The sequence below is a fragment of the Marinoscillum furvescens DSM 4134 genome (assembly GCF_003386095.1).
GTDB lineage: Bacteria > Bacteroidota > Bacteroidia > Cytophagales > Cyclobacteriaceae > Marinoscillum > Marinoscillum furvescens.
Genome location: NZ_QREG01000034.1, coordinates 1 through 22,753 on the forward strand (window position 1 = coordinate 1; position 22,753 = coordinate 22,753).

Below are 22,753 nucleotides of genomic sequence, written 5' to 3' on the forward strand. Positions count from 1 at the left end.
TATTCACAAATTATGAGTCTCCCCCTAGAACCCCCTCATGTGGATAATAGTAGTAGTCTTAGAATATCAATAGATTGTAAACCTAAAGGCCGGCATAGGCAGGTCTGAGCACTTACTCAACGTCAAAATCTTTTCGTAAACGTAAATGCGAGTTTATTTATTTGCTGATTTTCATTTGGAAAAGCGTTAAGAAATGGACTCAGCCCTTGATTTTTGCTGCCGGGGCGCGTAGCCTTTTTATCGCCTGGCCGGCCGCAAGAAAAAGTAGAGAGATAAATACTAAAGCACGATCTGTTTGAAAGCCGTTCGCAACCCGTCAAACAGCAAACCCTTTCAGCTAAAGCAGGAATTGAACTTTCTTAAGTAAGCCCACACAAATATTGCTTGATCTGGTATGATCCTGCCCGGATTCAGAGGTTTCCGCAGCAGACATCCATAAGCTGCTCAATACCCGTTTTTTCATCTTACAGGCAATTGCCGCTGCTATTGACTTTTCATCCTGAGCCCGTCCTCCGGGCTTTTGAATAGCCTATACCTCCTGATGTGGTAGGATTACATATTGCATTAAATGGTTGGGTGGTGCTTTAAAATTTCGTAGTTTAGTTGGTATAAGACGGATGTAGTGCATAAGTGCACTATATCAAAGATGTTGAGTTTCATTTCACTAACGGATAAATAATAGAATTTCAATAAATGCTTTAGTAAATTCGCAGAATGGCAGCAGCGGAGCAAATAAAGAGTTTAATAAAATCATTTGGTGATGGAGACGAATCTCGATTCTTTGCTACTGCTATGCAAATTGCAGCTTCCGAAGCAAGAAAAGGACATACCACATTTGCACAGGAACTTAAGAGCCTAATTGAAAAAGCCAAAAAGGGTCGATCTGAAACGATTGTCGACCGAGGTAAAACCATTTCCATATCAGGGCCAAAAAGAGAATTAAATGATCTCATTGAAGTTTTTCACCCAAAGATTAAACTCAATGATATGGTTTTAGATGAGCATGTTAAAATGTCTCTAACTAGAGTTGTTCAAGAGCAAAGAAAAATTGAACTCCTTAGAAAACATAATCTAACACCAAGACGAAAATTACTTCTAACTGGATTACCAGGGTGCGGAAAAACCATGACAGCACAAGCTCTTGCTGGTGAATTGGGACTTGCAGTATTTATCATTCGCTTAGATGGATTGATTTCAAAATTCATGGGAGAGTCTATTGCTAAATTGAGGATGATATTTGATTCAATGGAAGATCATCGCGGGGTTTATTTGTTCGATGAATTTGACTCAATAGGTACCCATCGAGATCAAGGTCAGGATGTAGGAGAAATAAAGAGAGTATTAAACAGCTTTCTGATTAATATTGAAAAAGACCAGTCCAATAGTATTGTAATTTCAGCTACTAATCTTCCAGAATCGTTAGATAAAGCATTGTTTAGAAGATTTGATGATATAATTCGATATCCATTACCTGATGTTGGAGAGATCAAAAAAGTTTTGAAAAAAAACCTATCTGGTTTTTCATTATCGACATCAACTTCTGTTGATAAAATTGCTAAAGAAGCAGTAGGATTAAGCTACTCAGATATTGTTAGAGCTTGCGAAGAAGCTATAAAGGAGATGATAATCATGGGTAAAAGTAAAATACCAGTATCGGCTCTGCTTACTTCTATAGAAAAGCGAAAACAATAATCATTAATGGCAGACCAAGACCAATTTCGACATATTAAAATTGAAGGCTACACCCAAAGAGACAAATATGTAAGCCCGAAACGTGGTAATTCCCCACCTATCAAACTTCAAGACAGAAGAGTTCATGGCAGTAAAATTCGTGAACATATAAACCGAATAAAAGAGCAGTTTGACGCTTTAAAAGATGTCGATCTTCCTGATGGTATAGTTCGTGATGACGCAATTTATGTGGAGTTTATTTCTGACTATAATTTTGAACCCGCATTCGACAGTCTTAATAGTGATGCTGCAGAACCAAAGTTTCAACTTCTTAACATTAAGAGAGAATTCACAGGAGAAGATTTTAGATACCGAGTAAATGTAATGTTAACCGAAGGTGGTATAAGTCATTTTCTAGCCAAAGTGAATGAGTACATTTCAGAAAACACTCGATATAAAGGTGAGGAAACTCAAACGCCAAAAAACAACAAACTAATTAGTAATATTGAATCTATTCAGCTCGCAACTTTGGAAGCATTTTGGACTGAGCCTAATGAAAACCCATTTCCTGAAGAAGATGAAGTAGTTTGGTGGGAGGCATGGTTTCGAAAGAAAAATGGAATTGAACCAGCATCAGAATATGATAAAATATCATCCCAACTGGCGTTAGTTAATGCTCAAATATCCGATCAAGAATTAATATTTCCTGAGCATTATGTTAAATTGGTAAGGGCATCTCCCCGTCAACTTTCTGAATCACTTTTCTTACTGGACAACCTAGCAGAATTAAGAAAGCCTAAAGAAACAGCAGATTTCTTTACGAATCTTAACATAGCTGAAGCAGAAGATGCTATTAATGAGCTTGAAACCAGAATTGAGAATAATACAGACGAGAATAGTATTGCTATTTGTATATTGGATTCAGGTGTGCAAAACCAACATCCTCTCTTATCCGATTTCATTCCTGACAATAATTTATTCAGTTACAAACCAGAAGATTGGGGTACACACGATGGATGGCCCAGAGGAGGACATGGAACTGGTATGGCTGGTCTGTCCTTATTTGGTGATCTTACGCATGCCATGTCTGCAACTAGTAATATTCAAATTTTCCATCGATTAGAATCTGTAAAGCTGATTAATAATCGTGATCCTCATGATCCTGAATTGTATGGCGCTGTAACTTTGGAAGCAGTGAATGCACCTATAGTTTCTGCCCCTTTTCGACCAAGGATATATTGTATGGCTGTTACGGATAAAGATCAAGCATATTATGGTCGCCCTTCATCTTGGTCCGCTTCTTTAGACAAAATCACCTTTGGTATTGTAGATGAAAATTTAGAGAAACAATTATTTTTTGTTTCTGGAGGAAATGTTTTCATTGAAACTCCGGATGAGTTTCCAGATAAAAATATTGATGAGTCAGTTCATGACCCAGCCCAAGCATTTAATGCAATTACAGTAGGAGCATATACTGAAATGGATTTCGTTGATTGCGAAGAATTTCCTGATTCGGAATTGCTATCAGAGCGAGGGGGGATGTCGCCAGCAAATTCCACATCAATAATCTGGGAAAATGATTGGGCTGTGAAACCAGATTTGGTAATGGAAGGAGGAAACTTAGCTAATCAAAGAGGTGATATAGTTAAACCTGATTCACTACAGCTTTTAACGACTCATAAAAATTACAGATTTACACCTCTTCAAACATTTGGAGATACAAGTGCCGCAACGGCTCTAGCGTCCCATTTTGCTGTTCAGCTAAAAAACGAGTATCCTGATTTATGGCCTGAGACGATTCGAGGACTAATGATCCATTCTTCAGAATGGACACCAACTATGTTAGGCGGCAGGAATATTCAGGATGTTGAATCGTTCAGTGCAGAAGAAAAAAGAAACTTATTGCGTTCTTATGGTTATGGTGTTCCTAGTTTAAAAAAGGCGTTATATAGTGCAAAAAACACATTAACATTAATTGCAGAAAAAGAAATAACTCCATTTAGGAAGGATGGAAGTATCAAATTTAATGACATCCACTATTTTGAACTTCCATGGCCTATTGAAGTCCTTCAAGGAGTTCTTAGTGAAACGGATGTGAAGTTGAATATTACTCTATCTTATTTTATAGAGCCTAATCCCGGAAGCCGAAAATATAGCAATAAATTTAGCTATATATCTCATGGTTTGCGCTTCAATGTGATAAAGCCTTATGAAGATGCTGAGACATTTCACAAGAGAATTAACAAAAACACAAGGGAAGAAGGTGAAAGTGGATTTTATGGAGAAAGTTGGATAATTGGATCAAGGCATAGAGACAAAGGTTCGATCCACCGTGATTTTTGGATTGGATCAGGAGCAGATTTAGCTACAAGAAATCAGATAGCTGTATATCCAGTTTCAGGTTGGTATCGCATGAGGAAAAAACTCGAAATGTATGATTCCACAGTTAGGTACAGTTTAGTTGTGACTATAGAAGCGCCAGAAATTGATGTGGATATTTACACTCCTGTAAGGACATTAATACCAATAGAACTGTAAGATTATCTAACTCATGGATTTAAAAACGAAAACACAACAAACACAAAAATGATTATGCGAACTAAGCCTGACAGGACATTCAGATCAGGAAATTTCTACCATCCTAGTAACTGGGCGCATAATCATTTTGGTTAATCGCTATACCCCCCACCACCTAAATAACCCACACTTCTCGCCATCCTGACAATTCTTACTAATTAATTACTTCATAGGCCAACAATACCCTCCCCAGCTCTTCCTAAATATTGCGCCGGTTTGTGCAGCTCTTCTTTTGTGTAAACATGCATAAAACGGCAAATCTCCCATAATGCTTTCTTAATATCCCTAAATCGCTGCTTTTCATCTGAATACCGCATGAGCGAGTAATTAATTTGTGCTGCTTATTTAGGAAAAACTGCATAATTATGCTTATTTTAGGAAGATGAACGGCATAAAAGCGCAGTTAACATCATTTTTTGCTCCGATAATTTTCGGATTAAAGCATTTTTTTGCGCTTATGCGGTTTGTGTGAAGCATTCAAAACCTTAATTTTTTACTTAACCTAACTATTTATGAAGAAGGTAATTTTACTCTCATTTATGACACTGTTGCTCTCCGGTGTGTGCCTGGCTCAGGACTGGGTGGTATACAGCGAAACCTTTGAAGATGCCACAGACGTCTCCGAGTGGGATGAGCATGGCGGGGCAACTGGCTTTACTACGGTAAGTCAAAACGCCACAGATGGTGTAGCGGGGACCGGGGCTTTAGAATTTTCAGATGCAGGATTCAGTTTTTTCATTCGTCGCCCCGTTTCAGCTACAATTGGACAGGAATACCAACTGAAGTTTGATATCAAAACTACTGGCTGGGCAGATGAAACAAAGCCACTTGAAATTACTTTGTTTGGATTAGATACTTTGATGGAGTCGATTACTATCAATGATTCGTCAGAGTTTGTAACTATTACCATTGCTGGTATTGCGAAAGAATCAACGGGATATATACAGTTTTCTGGAGATAGTGGAGCTGGGGATGTGTCGGTATTAATTGATAATATTTCATTCATTTCTAATCTGGCCTTCCATTTAGAGGCAGCTTTTGAAGATTCATATGAAACTAGTTCGGATGTATCCAATTGGGGTAATTCCTCTGGATTTACGACTCCCAGTCATAATACAACAGGGGGCGTTAATGGATCTGGCGCTTTAGAGCTTAAAGATGGTGGATTTGGCATGTCGATTGAACGTGCAATTACAGTTGAGATGGATAAAGATTATTTAATGACTATGGATGTGAAAACATCAGGTTGGGATAATCAGGCTACTTATCCGATTACGCTTACAATCACTGGAATAGACGACTTTCCCAAAACAGTTTATTTAAACAGTCTTACAGATTTCACTACTATTTCTATTGGAGGACGGACAACGAACTCTACAGGCTTAATTTATATCGAGGGAAGTAACACTAGCGGAGAAAACTACGTCTGGATCGACAACATCTCGCTGACCTACATAGACATGGAGACAGTGATCTGGGATGGTGCCAACTGGAACAATACTTCTGGCCCCACAGCTTCGGACAATGTGATGATAGACGGTGCACTCACTGTCAATGATGATATGGCGGTAAATCACCTGGAAGTTACTGGCAATGGTAGCCTGAGCGTAGCTTCGGGAGCATCGCTAGCCATCATGGGTACCGCCAGCGGTACGGCTACTATTCATAGAAATACGACAGGGTCTGGAGGCTACAGCATTGTAGGAGCTCCAGTAGTAGGGGCCATGCTCGATGATATGTTTGCAGACTATCTCTATACCTGGGATGGTGCTGCCTGGTCTATGCCAGCTGGTGATATGGTACCCGGTACTGGGTATTTTGTAGGCTATGATGCGGCGGCACCCACCATCTCCCTGACTGGAGAGCTGGTGTCTGGAGACCAGACATTAGGGGTTTCTACAGCAGGTGATGGGTTCAATGTAGTGGCCAATCCCTATATGGCTTCCATCTCTATTGCGGACTTTTTGGCGGCCAATAGCAGCATCACTTCATCGGTATACCTATGGAATGACGGAGGTCAAAATGCAAACGCTACCGATCGCGGCGGTGATTATGTGACTGTCAATGAGATCGGTACAGTAGGTACAGTAGATCTCGGAGACGGAGTGAGTGGCTCCAATAGCACAGCCGCCAATACGGATATCGGTTCTATGCAGGGATTCCTGGTAGAGGCTACCTCAGACGCTTCAGTTACTTTTAGCCCTACCATGCAAACTACCACCGCCGGAGCCAATGCAGACGGCAACTACTACCGTACCGCCGAGCAACCCAAACTCAAGCTGGCCCTGGCCGGAGCCCATTACAACGAAGTGCTTTTTGGCTTTAGATCCGACGCCACCTATGGCGTAGATCATCGCTACGACGCTACCAAGAAAATAGGCAATGACGCCTTTGCATTCTACTCCCTCATCGGCAAGGAGAAGTTTGCCATACAAGGACTCCCACTACTCAGCGGAGAGACTACCCTCAGCCTGGGATACGAAGTGGAAGAGGCAGGTACCTACCACCTCTCCATCAAAGAGCTGGTAGGCATACCGGCAGAATATCAGGTCTATGCAAATTATAAAGGGGTGACTCACAACCTGTCCGGTGGAGCTGTTTCGCTCAATCTGGACGCTGGAATTGGTACAATAGAGCTTACGCTATCTTCTGCTATACTAGCCAGCCGCCAGCAGGCTGCATTTAAAGTATTTACCAATCAAGGCATGCTCAACATCCACACCAGGAGCAAATTGGATCAGGCCGATATTTCCATTTTGGATATGGCTGGCAGAGCCATCACTACACTTCAGGACGAACAATTATCTCATGGAAAATGGTCGAAGCGTGTGCGTTTGAATCCGGGAGAAATCTATATCCTGAGGCTCCACACACGTGAAGGAATACTCACTCAGAAATTCATTTATTAACTAACCGCAAAGACCTAACATCATGAACAAGTATCTATTTAAAATCGCATTATTTATTCCCGTATTGATCTGTATGGTGACCCCTGCATTTGCACAGTCAGCTCCTCCAGCCACGCCGATAGACGGTGGGCTCAGTGTGCTGCTTGCCGCTGGTGGGCTCTATGGTTTGAAAAAACTCCGAGATCATAGGAAGTAGCCATTAAACACGTGGTTAGTTAAAGTTTGGGCTGGCTTAGAAGTATTCACTTTTAGGCCAGCCTTTTTTTGTGGTTTGCACTGAACTTCCTCTCCCCACCTTCAAAACCCCCAAAAACGTATTTTCCTACCTTCCGCAAAGCTGCGGAATGGTGAAAAACGCATTTTTCATGCTTCTGCAAGTTCGCGGAAGGTCCAAAAACGCATTTTTCATGCTTTTGCAAAGCTGCGGAAGGCACAAAAACGTATTTTTCATGCTTCTGCACGTCTACGGGAAGCCAAAAACGTATTTTTCTGCGTTTAGCACATAGTTTCTACCTTTAGTCAGGTATTTTGGCCTCTTAATATGTCGCTCCACACACTTCTTTCGGACATCAGCCGCTGCACCACCTGCAGCGCCCACCTCCCGCATGGCATACGTCCGGTGCTGGCAGCCCACGCCGAAAGCAAAGTAGCCATCATCGGGCAAGCTCCGGGGAGCGTGGTGCATCGTACAGGTGTGCCGTGGGATGACAAAAGTGGCCAGCGCCTGCGCCATTGGCTCGGAGTGACCGATGACGCGTTTTACAATCCCCAAAATTTCGCCTTGCTGCCCATGGGCTTTTGCTACCCCGGCAAAGGCAAAAGCGGAGACCTGCCACCACGACCAGAGTGTGCCCCGCAGTGGCACGAGCCACTGCTTGGTGAGCTGCACGACCTTCAATTGATATTACTGGTAGGCAGCTACGCCCAAAACTACTACCTCAGAGCGGCAGCCAGGCCTACACTTACCGAGACGGTGCGTGACTTCCAAACCTACTTGCCCAGGTACCTGCCACTGCCACATCCTTCGCCGCGCAACAACATCTGGCTAAAGCGAAATGCCTGGTTTGAGGCGGACTTACTACCGACACTGCGCAGGGAAGTCCAGCAACTGCTTGCCTGAGAACAGGTGATTTTCAGAGTCCTCCCAAACAGATAAGCTACCATCAGCTCCCTGTTTTTCCTGCCTGTTTGGCACAAAACCACTCCTATATTCCCTAATACCTAGACTATATTCCCAAATGCCCCATTCGGGAATATAAGCTATACAATCGGTCAGCGGCTACATGCTGTACCTATTTGCTCTCCATTTCTTTGATCTCGAAATCAACTTCACCAGATATGAATCGAGTCAATGAAACACACACCTAAACATCCGGAAGGGCTAGACCCTAAGCCCCATAGCAAGACCCGATTTCGGATACTGGAGGCCATACTGATCGTCATGATCGTTGGACTGCTCCTGTTTCAGGTCTTTATAAGTTTTTAATCGTCACACCCACTCAACCTATACAAATGATGAATACCTCAGCTAATCTCACAAACCAACAGAAGCCTTTTGATAAGGTAAACTTTCTGAAGATTGATGATCACTCCCTTACGCCGAAGTACATGCAGATTGTGGAGATCATTTTGTCGGATATCGAAAACGGAATTTTTAAAATCGGCGAGCAAATTCCCTCCATCAATGAAACCAGCGCCGAGTTTTACATGGCCAGAGATACCGTAGAGAAGGCCTACCGGGTCTTACGCCAAAAGGGGATTATCACTTCCGTGAAAAGGAAGGGATACTTCGTAGCGAGTACGGGCAAGCTGTGTACAAAGCGCATCCTCATGGTACTCAATCAGATGAACGAAGAGCACCGCAAGCTTAGCGACACCCTCATCAAAGAGCTCCCTACCAACTGGGAAGTGGACATCAACTTTTACAATGGTCAGCTGGACCTCTTGCAAAAGTGTCTGATGAAAAACAAAGGGCACTATGACCACTTTGTAGTGGTGCCTGACGTGAAGGTAGAGGTGGAGCAGATGGAAAAGGTGCTGGACATCATCCCTAATGAAAAAATGCTCCTGGTAAAGGCATCCGAAGAGTACAAAGCAAAACGCCGCATGATTCTCCAGCATGGAAAAGATGACCTCTACGATTCGCTCGCGCAAATTCAGGAGGTATTGAGCAAGTATGAAAAGGCACACTTTGTGATGCCCGATAAAGCCGCTCTGATCGGCTTTGTAGAGGGATTTGTGGATTTTTGCAGCGACTATAAGTGGTCGTTTGAAGTGCAGGAGGCGCCCCTCGAATCGCTTCAAAAAGGCGGCTTTTACCTGGTGTGGGAGGAGGAAGACCTGCGCAATGTCATCCAGCTCGCCGAGCAGCACAACTATCAGCTGGGCAAAGACATAGGCGTGATCAGCTTCAATGATACCTGCCTGAAAGAAGTGCTGTGTGGGGGCATCACCGTACTCACGCCGGAAGTAGACCAGCTGGCCAAAAACCTGAGCCAAATGCTCATGGACAGACACGAAAGCGTGCTGGACTATGGATACAAAATCATTTTACGAAATTCACTCTAAATCACCGATAGCCTGATGAACCTGTTTTTACGATCCGCCATGCTTTTCTTCAGCATGGGAAGCTTGTTATTGGCCGAAGCTCAGACGGCCAAAGGTCCCTGGAAAATCACCGGAGACGAATATCTGCACTCCAAAGAAGTTTCTGTACTGGCCTATCACAATCACTACCCCGTAGGCAAGCTGGGGGGGATAGAGGTGATACACCATGACCAACGCATAGCAACCAATGGCATGCTGTACTTTCGTCACCGCCAGCAGCTAGACGGGGCGCCAGTGCCCAAACCCATCCCGGATGTAGCGATCCCTCCGCGGACCGTCCACCCTGAGTCTTCGAGCATCCGACTGGATTTTGCGTTTTCCAATATCGACTTTCAGTATGCTATCCACGTACTGCCGCAGGAAGACGGTGCATTCGGTATCAACGTCCATTTCGAAGGTGTCGAAGACCTGTCCCTCTTGGATACGGTGACCTTTGTCATGGACTTTTTCCCGGGCAGTTTCAAAGGTAAATCCTACCTGAGCGATCGGGGCGATCTCGGCCATCTTCCATACGATTTTCACAGTGTCATCACGGCCAGCAATAGCACGTCTCTGGCGACAGGCAGTCAGATTACCCTGGCTCCTGAAGATCCCGAGCGGACGATTGCGATCAGCGCCCGCTCCGGACAGATTCAGCTTCTGGACAGCCGCTCCACTGAGCACAACCACTGGTTTACCATAGCCGCGGAGGTGGTGCCCAATGGCACCGGCCCATGGGTAGAACTCGTCATACAGCCCAATCGCTGGGAGGAGTGGGTGCGCCCGCCAGTACTGGCACACTCGCAGGTGGGCTATCACCCCGAACAGGCTAAAGTCCTCACCATAGAAACACTCGCTGATCAGGGCGTGCCCGAGCAAAAGGCCCAGCTATGGAAAATAGGAATCGATGGCAAGGAAGAACTGGTCATGGAGCAGGTACCAAAATCCTGGGGTGCGTTCATGCGCTACCACTACTCCGAGTTTGATTTTACCCACATCACGGCACCAGGACTCTACCAGGTACGGCTGGGTGACTATGCCTCTGATGTGTTTCCGATCAAGGAATCGATCTATGAGCAGGGGGTGTGGCAGCTCTCGCTAAATACGTTCCTGCCGGTACAAATGTGCCACATGGAGGTGAAAGACCGGACCAAATTTTGGCACGGCCAATGCCACATGGATGACGCCATTCAGGCGCCTTCTGGCACGCAGTTTTTCGACGGCTTTCGTCAGGCCAGTGGCCCTACAGTGTATAGTTCCCATGAGCACATCCCGGGGCTGGCGACCGGTGGCTGGCATGATGCCGCTGATGACGATATCAATGCTGGATCTACTGGCCGCACCACGTACGATCTGGCATTGATGATCGAAGAATTTGGCATGCGCTACGATCAAACCACGATCGATACGGTGACCAACGAAGTGCGCCTCCAGCGGCCTGATGGCGTGCCAGATGCCGTGCAGCAGCTCGTACATGGCCTCAAATGGATATTAGCCAACTATCAGGTAGCCGATCACAGCTTTGTGGGCGTCATCAGCCAGCATTGGGAGACCTACCTGCAGGCAGGCGGCTGGGGCCAAATGACGGACAACCAGATATTCCAGCCCGCGGCAGAGTCCGCCGGCAATCCCCAGGCTATCAATGATGATCGCCTTATATTTACCAGCAAGGACAGCCGGCGCGAGTACCTCATGGCTTCACTGCTGGCGGCTAGCGCTCGTGTGCTACCGCAAAGCCATAGCCACTATGCCGCCCGGGCAAAGCAGGTAGCCCGTGAGATCTGGCAGCGTGAGCAGCAGGCAGCGCCTGTGATTTATGACAATGTGGGCACTCCGCGTAAGCTCTGGGTGCAAAAAATCATCGCTGCCACTGAGCTCTATCTGACTACAAAAGACTCGAAGTACCTCGATTTTTTGGTTGCATCGAAAGAGGAGGTGATCCAAAACTTTGATGAAGTGGTTTGGGCACTTTCGCGGGTAGAAAAGGCTATCAAGCATGCAGGCTTTCAAAAAGCCTACAAAGCAGAACTGAACAAGTCCAGTAAGCGCATGGCAGCACGCTACAGTGAGACACCATTTGGAGTGATCATGCCCAATCAGGTGTGGGGTTACAACTGGGAGATCTTGTGGGACATCTATACCAAATACTACCTTTCTAAAGCTTATCCCGAGCTCTTTCCGGCAGATTACCTGTACAATGCCATCCACTACACCCTGGGCAGGCATCCGATTTCTAACATCTCGCATGTATCCGGTGTAGGTACGCATGAGCCGATCCCGGCCTATGGTGTCAACCGTGCAGATTTTGCCTACATCCCCGGTGGAGTGTTTTCCGGGGTAGAGATCGTCAATCCTGATTTTTTTGAGCTCAAAGACAACCATCCATTTCTTTGGCAGCAGAGTGAATACATCGTCTTTGGAGCTACGCCTTTTATCTTCTCCATCCTCGCAGCGGATCAGCTGCTGACCACAGACTGACTTTAAGCAATCGATACCTCTCAGGCAATTAGCTGCTGATTACCTGAGAGGTATAGGTCTACCTGCTCGCCGAATTTAGGGAATTGTATATCTTGTAGGTGAACAGTATAGTTGTGAAAGTGTAATTGATTTTTTTGATCCCGATTATGGTTGGACGTTTACTTAGGCGCTTGGCATTTTGCGGTGTGGTATGCTGCCAGATCGCGCACAGTCAGTCGGTAAACCTTGGGTATTCCTATGTGGGAAACGACGCAGGCCTTACCAACTCTGCGGTGCTGAGCATTGTGCAGGATTCTGTGGGCTACCTCTGGTTTGGGACAGAGTATGGCCTCAACCGCTTCGATGGTTACGAGATCAAGACCTACCTGAAAAACGAAAACAACCCCCACAGCCTTTCAGACAATCTCATCGGGCATCAGTATGTGGATAGCCATGGAGTGCACTGGATACTAACCTGGGAGGGATTTAGCCGATACGATCCGCAGATCGATGGCTTTAGACACTACCTGCCAGACAGTGCCGCTCTGGACAACCCACCGCTCAACAAGGCCATGTATGCAGATGAAGATCACAATGGCGAGCTGTGGATGATAACATCCCGGGGGCACCTCCACCACTATGATCGGGCAGCGGATCGCTTCGTGCTCAGACCCACTAAAAACCCGAAAAACACAGATGTAAACTCCTTTCGGTTTGATCGGGAAAATCCGGAAATTGTTTGGTTTGGGTATACCAATGGGCTGCTGCGCTATGACCTCACCGCCAATACGTTTGAGTTTTTCCCTATCAAGCAAGCTGAGGAGGCGTTTAACAACAATATCCACGACATACTGCTTGATGGTGACTATATCTACCTGGCCGTATACGAGACGGGCATCCATCGCTTTCATAAACCCACACAGACGTACAAGTCGTATGCGTTTGATACAGATATTGAAAATCAGATCCTTTCGGGTCACCAGGATTCGAAGGGCAATCTGTGGTTTACTTCCACAGCGGGTTTATACAAATACTATCCTGAGGAGGATGCATTCAGGCGCTTTGGGAAATATGCGGCTGATGCCATCCGAAATACCAACATTCAGAGCGTAGCTGAGGACATCCAGGGCAATCTTTGGTTGGGCACGGATGTGGAAGGTGTGATTACGATCACCCAGGAAAAACACTTTTACCACATAGAAACTGAACGAGACGAGGCACCGAGCGATGGCAATATTGCCACGGCTATTGCTCAGGATGCAGCAGGAAAACTATGGGTAGGATACACCTATGGCGTAGATGTCATCAATCTGGAAACAGGTGCCATCGAGCGGAGGCTCCGGCCAGATGATGGGACCTCAGTAGTGGTAGGCCCCGGAGATGTATGGCAGGTATTCATTGACTCGAAAGAGCGTGTTTGGATCGGTACCTATGCCGGAGGGCTACAGCAGTATGATCCGAAAACCACCGTAGTTACCACCTACAGACACGACCCGTCAAACCCTTTGTCTATTCCGGGTGATGATGTGCGCGCTATTGCTGAAGACAAACGGGGATTTCTGTGGCTGGCGGTGCATGGCTCCGGCTTGGCGCGATTTGACCCTGAGCGCGGTGAGTTTAAGACCTTTCGGGAAGACGAGCTGATCATCAATGACGATTGGACCAACCACCTGGCCGTAGATGAGGAGGATAATGTTTGGATGGGGTCCTTTTCCGGGCTTACGGTCATCTCCGACTATGGGCGAGCTTCCAGATCATACAGTTACGACTACAATGACTCCACCTCCATTACCAATCGCATCGTTCAGAGTGTCTTTATCGACTCAAAACAGCGCAAATGGATCGGCACCAATCGGGGACTTAATTTATTTGTGGACTCACACAGAGGGTTTCGCACCCTACAGCTGGAAGATGGCCTGCCCAATGATCACATTTCATCCATCATAGAAGATGATGAGGGCTATCTCTGGCTGGCCACTCAGGGTGGCGGTTTAGTGCGGTTCGATAAGGAAGCATGGATAGGAGGGAAGCCGGCGCCAGGTTTGATTCAGGTGTATGATACCAGCGACGGCTTGCTTTCGGATAGCTACAGCTACAATGCCATTCACAAAAGTGAAAAAGGTGTGATCTATGTGGGTGGAGTTGGGGGGATCACTTACTTTGATCCTAAAGAGATCCGGTCCAATACCTTCGTGCCCAAAGTCGCGATCGATCAAATCAAGCTATTCAACAGCGAGGAGCAAGCCGAACAGCTCAAAATGGAAAAAGACAATGGGCTGATTAAGCGGCTGGAGTTGGAGCACGACCAGACCATGATTACCATCGGTTACAATGCCTTCAACTATGTACATCCGGAAAAGAATCAATATGCCTACAAGATGGTGGGTTTTGATGAAGAATGGTACTACGTAGGAGGCCGCCGCGAGGCGACCTACACCAACTTGCCGGCCGGAGATTACACCTTTCAGGTAAAAGCGTCTAATAATGATGGTATCTGGAATGAAAAAGTATCTTCTCTACAAATTGTAGTACATCCTCCCTGGTGGAATACGCTAGCCTTCCGTCTGGTGGTCCTGGTGCTCATCCTCGGGGCGATATATTTTCTCTTTTGGATTCGTACCCGAAATATCCTGTTTCAGAAAAGTGCTTTGGAACGCCTCGTTCGTGAAAAAACGAGTGAAATCGAAAGCCAATATGCACAGCTGCAGCAAATGAACGAAAAGGTGCACGAAAGCGATCAGGCGAAAATCAGGTTTTACATGAATGTGTCTCATGAGTTAAAAACTCCGCTCTCACTGATCCTGGGACCGATCGAAAGGCTGCTGAAAACTCCAAAACTGGAGGTAGAAACCGAACGGCAGTACCGGTTTATCCATAGAAATGCCCTTAGGCTCACCCGACTCATCAACGACCTGCTAGATCTGCGCAAAATAGAAGTCAACGAGCGGCGAATTGTGCTCAAACAGCTGGAAGTCGTAGAAAAGGTCCGGCAACTCTACGAAGCCTTTGACTTTTTTGCGTCACAAAAACACATCGATTATACCTTCGAAACCAGGCTGGAAAAACTCGATGCATGGGTAGACGAGGACATCCTCGAAAAAGTGATCTACAACCTGCTTTCCAATGCCTTCAAATACACTACCTCCGGCACGATCACCCTTCGCCTGGACTATCTCGATGCCCGGCATCAGCTGCAGGTAGCAGTAGAAGATACAGGTACAGGCATTCCGGCAGACCAAATCCCCAATGTCTTCAATCGTTTTTTTAGCTATCAAAAAGCGGGCTACCGATCGGAGGGAACGGGCATTGGACTGACGCTGGTCAAAGAACTCGTTCAGCTTCACGGTGGCACCATCGAGCTACAGAGTGAAGAGGGGCAAGGGTCTGTGTTCACCTTTACCCTCGCCATCCGTAAGGAAGACCTGGATGCAACGCGAATATCCGAGGAGCAGCCGGGCATTCCGACAGATGGGTTGCCCGCCTACCTGACCACACCTGATCTGGCTACGGCGCTAGAAGCCGAAGCGGGGCAATTGACACCTGATCAGACCATCTTGCTGGTGGAAGACAACAGTGATTTTCGAAACTACCTGGTAGCATGCCTGCGTGGAAACTACCGCATCATTGCACACGAAAATGGACGCGACGCCCTGCAAGCTCTCAAAGAAAACCAAATAGACATTGTAGTAACCGACATTATGATGCCCGTGATGGACGGAATGGAACTGTGTCAGCAGATCAAAAACGACGAAGAGTGCAGCCATATTCCGGTGATCCTGCTGACTGCAAAATCCAGTGGAGACAGTCGGGTAGAAGGTTATGACTCGGGTGCGGATGCTTATATCGCCAAGCCCTTCGATATGGAGGTTTTGGTATCACGCATCAAAAACCTGATACACAGCCGCAAGCAGCTGCAAGATAAATTTGGCAGTAGCTTGAGCTTAAAGCCTCCAGGTACCACTGTCAGCAGTTCTGATGATGAATTTTTGGAACAGGTCATCCAGATCGTACAGCAAAACCTCACCGACCCCAACCTGGGGTACCGCGAGTTTGTAAAAGAGATGGGCATCAGCAAGACCAAATTGTACAGAAAGATTGGAGAAATCACCGGTCAGTCGATCAACTTGTTTATCCGCACCATTCGGCTAAAAATGGCTGTAGAACTGCTGGCACACGGTGACAAAACCATCGCCGAGATTGCCTATCAGGTAGGATTTAGTGACCCTAATTATTTTTCGAAATGTTTCAAACTCCAATTTGGAAAATCTCCGCGCGAATACCAGGATAGCCACTCGTAGCACCTTTTTTACAAACAACTACTTAATCTGCCAGTCAGGTTAGGCTGGGATAGCAGGCCTTTTTTGTCATCATAAATTAGATCATAGGAATAAGGTGAGGATACCGTTCCTGATCAGTCAACTAAACTAAATGTTATGATGAAAAAACTACTTGTGATATTGATGGCAATATCATTGCAAGCTTCCTGGCTGTATGCACAGGAGCGACGTATTACCGGAAAGGTAATGGACGAAGAAGGAGAAGGGTTGCCCGGAGCCACGGTGCTGGTCAAAGGAACCGAAAACGGAACCATCACTGATTTGGATGGGAACTATGCCATTTCAGCATCAGAAGGAGATATTCTGACCGTTTCCTTCGTAGGTTTTGAGGCTCAGGAGTTTACGGTGGGCAGCAGTACCATCATCAATGCCACCCTCAGATCCGATCTACAAGCCCTGGATGAGGTGGTAGTCATAGGATATGGTGAAATGAAACGCAGTGACGTGACCGGATCGGTAGTTTCCGTAAAGGGTGAGGACCTTCAGCTGGCCGTAGCTGCTTCGTTTGATCAGGCGCTGCAAGGGCGGGCAGCCGGACTCGTGGTTCAGCAAAATTCAGGTCAGCCTGGAGGAGGCGTTTCTATCCGTATTCGAGGGGTGTCTTCCATCAGTGGAAACAATGAGCCTCTCTATGTAATAGATGGTGTACCTGTACAGGGAGATCAAAACAACAATGCCATTGGCTTTTCGTGGGCTGGTGGAGGCAATGGCCAGACCGCACTCAATGCACTAGCCGGTATCAACCCCAACGATATCGAATCGGTAGAAGTACTCAAAGATGCTTCTGCCACCGCTATTTATGGCTCTAGAGCCTCCAATGGCGTGGTGCTTATCACAACCAAACGCGGCAAATCAGGAGGCACTAAAGTGACTTACGATGGTTACTATGGATTGCAGAAATTCCCCAAAAAACTAGATGTGCTGAATCTTCAGCAGTTTGCTCAGTTTTCCAATGAAGTAGCTGAGGCAGAAGGCTGGACGCCACGTCCTGAGTTTGGTGATCCTTCCATTTTGGGAGAAGGTACCGACTGGCAGGAAGAAATCTATGAGCTCGCTGGTGTGCACAATCACAACCTTGCTTTTTCTGGCGGGTCTCAAAATACCAAATACAACATGACGCTGGGGTATATGGACCAGGATGGGATCATAATTGGCTCTGGTTTTGAGCGTATCTCGGCTCGCCTCAATTTGGATCACAAAGTCAACGACTGGTTGAGTGTAGGAGCCAGTATCTCTGGTAGCAATACGCAGGAGCGAGTTACCCTGAATGACGATGTATGGGGTGTGGTATCTCTTGGTCTTAGCCAAACGCCTAACGTACCGGTGCGCAACAGCAATGGCGAATGGGGAGGTCCGGATCCCGGAACTGGAAACCAGCAGCTAAACCCTGTAGCCGTTGCATTGATTCGCGACTTGCGTGTAAAGCGAAATAGAATCCTCAGCAACTTGTTCCTGAATGCAGAAATTATCGATGGATTGAAGTTTACCTCCAAGGTGGGGATTGATAAAAATGAAACGAAAAACTATGGATTCAACCCTACCTATGAGATGGGTGAGGCTCCACCCAACAATCAAAACCAAAGTCAGCGAAGCATCGGCCTGAGCAACTACTGGATCTGGTCCAATTACCTCACCTACAAGAAGGATCTGACCTCATCACTCTCGATCAATGCCATGCTGGGGCAGGAAGCACAATCGTCTAATTGGGAAGGAATTTCTGGTACCAGAAAGAACTTCATTACCAATGACATTCATCCCCTGAATGCAGGTGACGCCATCACGGCCACAAACAACAACTACCAGGGGAGCCACGCTTTGTCTTCCTACTATGGACGTCTGAATCTGGATATTGCAGATAAGTTTTTGATTACTTCTACTTTCCGCGCAGACGGCTCTTCCAACTTTGCCAAAGGCAACAAATGGGGCTTTTTCCCATCTTTTGCCGTAGGCTATCGCCTGAGCGAAGAAGGATTTATGGATGGAATCTCAGCGATCAGCAATTTGAAATTACGCGCCGGATATGGAGAGGTAGGAAATCAGGATATCGGTGGCTATCGCTACGGTACAGCACTTAGAAACTACCCTACCAAATGGGGTAGCGGACTCCTGGCCAACAACTACGGAAACCCTGAGCTGGTATGGGAATCTTCACGGCAGATCAATGCTGGGATTGACCTCAGCTTATTCGGCAACCGCATAGAGATGATCATCGATGCATACAAGAAGTTCAATACCGATGCACTCATGCAGCAGCCGCTACCTATGTATATGGGAAGTGGAATCGCCGCACCATGGGTAAATATAGGTGAGTTGGAAAACCGTGGAATAGAGCTAACGCTAAATACGGTAAACACTACAGGCGCCATCGAATGGAAGTCTGGTCTGACCGCTACCGTAAACCGTGATAAAATCACGAAACTCAATACAGAAGGCGCCATCATTGATCGTACGGTTCAGTTTTTCGATCATGTGACTCGTTCGGAGATCGGGCAGCCAGTAGGTCAGTTTTATGGTTATGTCACCGATGGACTTTTCGAAGATGCAGAGGATATCGAGGGCAGTGCACTGCCAACCAATATTTCAGTGGATCGCAGATCTGGAGTTTGGGTAGGTGATCAAAAATTTAAAGATCTAAACGGGGATGGCGAGATCAATGCAGAAGACCGCACATATATCGGTAACCCAAACCCAAAAGTGGTACTTGGACTAAACAACTCAGTTAACTACAAGCAGTTTGATGTGACTGTGTTTATCACCAGTAAACTAGGACATGACCTGTATAACTATACGCGCTCTACTATAGAAAACCTCTCCTGGTCAAACAACCAGTCGGTGGATGTGCTGGACCGTGCGAAGCTGGGACTCAAAAGCGATAGTGGAGACCCTGACAATGTGCAAGATGTGGTGCTACAAAATCCTGGCGCTACCATTCCTCGATCTACTAATGTAGACGGAAATGACAACAACCGAATATCTGATCGATTTGTAGAAGATGGCTCTTACGTGAGGCTGCAAAACATCACCTTTGGCTACAGCCTGCCTCAGGACCTGTTGGGCAGATTTCAGCTCAGCAAGGTACGGGTTTACGTAAACCTGCAAAACGTATTTACCCTTACTGGTTACAAAGGCTACGATCCGGAAATCGGACCGTACAATCAGGATTCGTTCCTTGCCGGTGTGGACAATGGAAACTACCCCGCACCGAGAATCTACACAGCTGGTATTAACATAGGACTTTAATTGAAACTGAATATGAAAACGTTAAAATATATAGCGATGATGTTGGCTGTGGTCTTCACTACAGCGTGTTCGGAAGAGTTTCTGGACAGACCTCCAGAGGATGCTTATGTGGTAGATAATTTTTATCAAACGGACGAGCATTTAACAATCGCGACCAAAGGCTTATACGGAGCTCCATGGTTTGCCTGGAATGATAAGGCCACATTCGCCATTGGCGATGGTGCCGGAGGAATTTATGCCACTAATGATGGTGCGCTAAACCAATTTGCGCTGTTTTCTGTTACTTCATCCAACTCCAGACTAAATGAAGGTTGGAGGTCACTATACACGGTGATTAGTCATGCCAACTTTATCATCAGAGCTATTGAAAACTCACCGGAGGAAAACTTCACTCCTGAGCTAAAGGCCAAAGCGCTGGGAGAAGCTAGATTTATGCGCGGTTATGCGTATTTCTACCTCGCCATGTTGTGGGGAGATGTGCCGATTATCGCTGATAATGTGGCCATCATAGAAGATGCCCTGATCGCTAAAAACCCTGTGGCAGATGCCTACGAGTTTGCAAGAAGAGATCTCGTATTTGCATCAGAAAACTTGCTGCTGGCTGATGAGCCCGGCAGAGTGACGCAGTGGTCGGCTAAAGCCGTGTTGGCAAGACTTCACCTCAACCGTGCCGGATTGGGACAGTCAGGAAGTAGAAATACTGATGACCTGGCGATGGCTCGCGAGTATGCAGAAGATGTTATTTTGAATAGCGGTCTCATGATGCTGGACAATTACGGCGACTTGTTCGTGATAGCCAACAACAACAACGAAGAAAGCCTTTTTGCACTTCAGTGGATAGACAAAGGTGGTACCTGGGGTGTTCAAAATACGCATCAGGCCTATTTCTCACCTGAGGGAAGTATCGCAGGTGTAGGTGACGGCTGGGGCGGTGGCTCTGGGGCATATCCTAACATCCGTAACCTGTATGAAACAGGTGACGAGCGTAGAAAAGCGACGTTTATGTTTCCTGGGGATGAATATCCGCAGTTGAAATCTACAGATGGTGGCTACCTCTACGAGGCGGAGAGCCCCTGGGCATCAGCAATCAAGAAATATGTGGTAGGAAGCGCAGAAGACAATCCGGGGCAGCTGATCTCATTTATGTCCACACCAATGAATACTTATATGATGCGTCTCTCCGAGGTATACCTCATCGCTGCAGAAGCTATTCTGGGTGATGCTGCGAGCACTACAGATGCTACCGCGCTGGAGTATTACAATGCGGTAAGAGAGCGCGCAGGTTTGTCTGCCCGCACAGAAGTTACCTGGATGGACATCTTCAATGAGAAAAAGCTTGAGCTGGCAATGGAAGGTCACCACTGGTTCGACGTGGTAAGATGGCACTACTTTGCGCCAGAGGACGCAAGAAACTACATCAATTCTCAGGACAGAGGTCGATATTCGTGGGAGGATGGCAACCCAATCCTGGAGTCATCTTTTGCCTCCATTGACCATTCAGATTTTATCCTGCCATACCCTGAGGGAGATGTCACCATGAACCCTCTCCTGATGGAAGACGCTGTGCCATATGAATTTAACGACTAGACTAAAACCACAGAGAAAGATGAAACTAAATAATAAACTATTGCTTTTTGGATTGCTGGGCAGTGTATGTATGCTATTTACACGCTGTGAGGAAGAAACTCTGGGTGATCCGGAAATCGAAATGGTGCGTGCCATAGCTCCCGAGCTGGCAGATCAGGCGCTCAACTCAGTAGGGCTTGGAGAAACTATAGTGGTGAAGGGCTCCAACCTGGGAGCTGTCACCGAAGTGTCCATCAATGGTCTGGCAGTAAATGTACGCAGTACGTTTGTGACCAATACCCATATGGTGATCACTGTACCCGACGAAACGCCCAACATAGCCACGTCACCAGACATTTCAAATATGTTGGTAGTCAAAAGTGGCTCAGGTGCCGATAGCATCAGTATCACAGTATTGCCTCCATCGCCACAGGTTGCTCGGATTAGCAACGAGTTTGCCAATGCCGGAGATGAAGTGACCATTACAGGTAAATTCTTCTTTTTTGTAGAAGATGTGGTATTTCCGGGAGGTATAAGCTCGCCAGCCTTTGTGGCTTCTAGCGATGGTACCACCATCACTGCCACAGTTCCTGATGGTATCACAGAAGCTGGTTTGGTAGAGGTAGTCACCGAAAGTGGTAGCGGTGATTCTGGCCCTAAGCAAACATTTAATGACCGCAGTGGTGTGGTTCTGGACTGGGATGACCATACCTTTTGGCAAAACTGGGGCGTGAATCCCGGGGTGACTTCTGGAGGATTCAATGGCAATTACCTTAACGTTCAGGCCGATGGCCCCATTACTCCTGCTTCATGGTGGGTAGGGCCCACAGCATTTGTAGTGGATGGGGCTCAGGATGCTGACGGGCTAACGCCTACTGGCCTATCCGGTCCTACATCAGACTATGTACTTCGCATGGAAGTAAAGGTGCCTGAAGACAAACCCTGGACGTCAGGTTGGCTGGAGCTGGAAATAGGTGCTGATGAGTACTTTGGCCGCTGGATGCCGTGGACATCACCAGCGCCCGGTACCAACAACTGGCATGTGCCTGATCCCGCTGATGTGGGTACGGCGGCTTTTCATACCAGTGGCAAGTGGATGACCATTGATTATCCCATGGCATGGTTTGCACCTAAAAGTGGAGGAAACCCTGACCCTGCGCAGGCAATCAACAACATGAGTACATTGCTTACCGACGAGGGCAAGTTTGAGGTGCGCATGGTGTTTCAAAACCCCAATGAAGGGGAAAACGGAGGAACCGAAATTGCTGCTGGTTTAGACATCTCTTATGACAACATCCGGGTTGTCAAGGTGGTGGAGTAAACTTGTAGGTAACGTATACTTTTTCTACTATGTTTTGGCCGAACGGGGATGTCCTCGTTCGGCTTTCTTGTTTAACCACCTGTCATACA

At 46.6% G+C, this 22,753-nt stretch carries 12 protein-coding genes; all 12 read left to right on the forward strand.

Annotated features, from left to right (window positions below; genetic code table 11):
* The first annotated feature begins 714 nt into the window (after positions 1–714).
* The 12 genes from C7460_RS22330 to C7460_RS22380 all read left to right on the forward strand — a co-directional run bounded on the left by C7460_RS22330 (position 715) and on the right by C7460_RS22380 (position 22,664).
* Complete coding sequence (locus C7460_RS22330) at positions 715–1,692, forward strand: ATP-binding protein (RefSeq protein WP_115870370.1); 978 nt, start codon at positions 715–717, stop codon at positions 1,690–1,692.
* A 6-nt stretch (positions 1,693–1,698) separates the two neighbouring features.
* A complete protein-coding gene (locus C7460_RS22335; RefSeq protein WP_115870371.1) occupies positions 1,699–4,209 on the forward strand; it encodes a S8 family peptidase in 2,511 nt (836 codons plus the stop codon).
* A 551-nt stretch (positions 4,210–4,760) separates the two neighbouring features.
* Positions 4,761–7,157 carry a T9SS type A sorting domain-containing protein gene (locus C7460_RS22340; RefSeq protein WP_115870372.1) on the forward strand — a complete coding sequence of 799 codons (2,397 nt, stop codon included), beginning with the start codon at positions 4,761–4,763 and terminating at the stop codon, positions 7,155–7,157.
* 22 nt (positions 7,158–7,179) lie between these two features.
* Entirely contained in the window at positions 7,180–7,353 is a 174-nt protein-coding gene (locus C7460_RS23925; protein ID WP_170148145.1) for a PID-CTERM protein-sorting domain-containing protein, read from the forward strand.
* A gap of 345 nt (positions 7,354–7,698) precedes the next feature.
* Positions 7,699–8,277, forward strand: coding sequence for a uracil-DNA glycosylase family protein (locus C7460_RS22350; RefSeq protein WP_115870374.1), 579 nt, complete (start codon positions 7,699–7,701; stop codon positions 8,275–8,277).
* Positions 8,278–8,508: 231 nt separating this feature from the next.
* Complete coding sequence (locus C7460_RS24435; RefSeq protein ID WP_262511864.1) at positions 8,509–8,643, forward strand: hypothetical protein; 135 nt, start codon at positions 8,509–8,511, stop codon at positions 8,641–8,643.
* A gap of 26 nt (positions 8,644–8,669) precedes the next feature.
* Positions 8,670–9,725: a GntR family transcriptional regulator gene (locus tag C7460_RS22355; RefSeq protein WP_115870375.1), complete on the forward strand. Its 1,056-nt coding sequence runs from the start codon at positions 8,670–8,672 to the stop codon at positions 9,723–9,725.
* A gap of 15 nt (positions 9,726–9,740) precedes the next feature.
* On the forward strand, positions 9,741–12,221 hold the full coding sequence (locus C7460_RS22360; RefSeq protein ID WP_115870376.1) for a glycoside hydrolase family 9 protein: 2,481 nt from the start codon (positions 9,741–9,743) through the stop codon (positions 12,219–12,221).
* 146 nt (positions 12,222–12,367) lie between these two features.
* The gene (locus C7460_RS22365; protein WP_115870377.1) at positions 12,368–16,498 is read left to right on the forward strand and encodes a hybrid sensor histidine kinase/response regulator transcription factor; all 4,131 of its coding nucleotides are present in this window, start codon (positions 12,368–12,370) and stop codon (positions 16,496–16,498) included.
* Between the two features lie 135 nt (positions 16,499–16,633).
* Positions 16,634–19,777, forward strand: a complete 3,144-nt coding sequence (locus tag C7460_RS22370) for a SusC/RagA family TonB-linked outer membrane protein (protein WP_115870378.1) — start codon at positions 16,634–16,636, stop codon at positions 19,775–19,777.
* A 12-nt stretch (positions 19,778–19,789) separates the two neighbouring features.
* Complete coding sequence (locus C7460_RS22375) at positions 19,790–21,364, forward strand: RagB/SusD family nutrient uptake outer membrane protein (protein ID WP_115870379.1); 1,575 nt, start codon at positions 19,790–19,792, stop codon at positions 21,362–21,364.
* 19 nt (positions 21,365–21,383) lie between these two features.
* Complete coding sequence (locus C7460_RS22380) at positions 21,384–22,664, forward strand: glycan-binding surface protein (RefSeq protein WP_147303065.1); 1,281 nt, start codon at positions 21,384–21,386, stop codon at positions 22,662–22,664.
* The last annotated feature ends 89 nt before the right edge of the window (positions 22,665–22,753 follow it).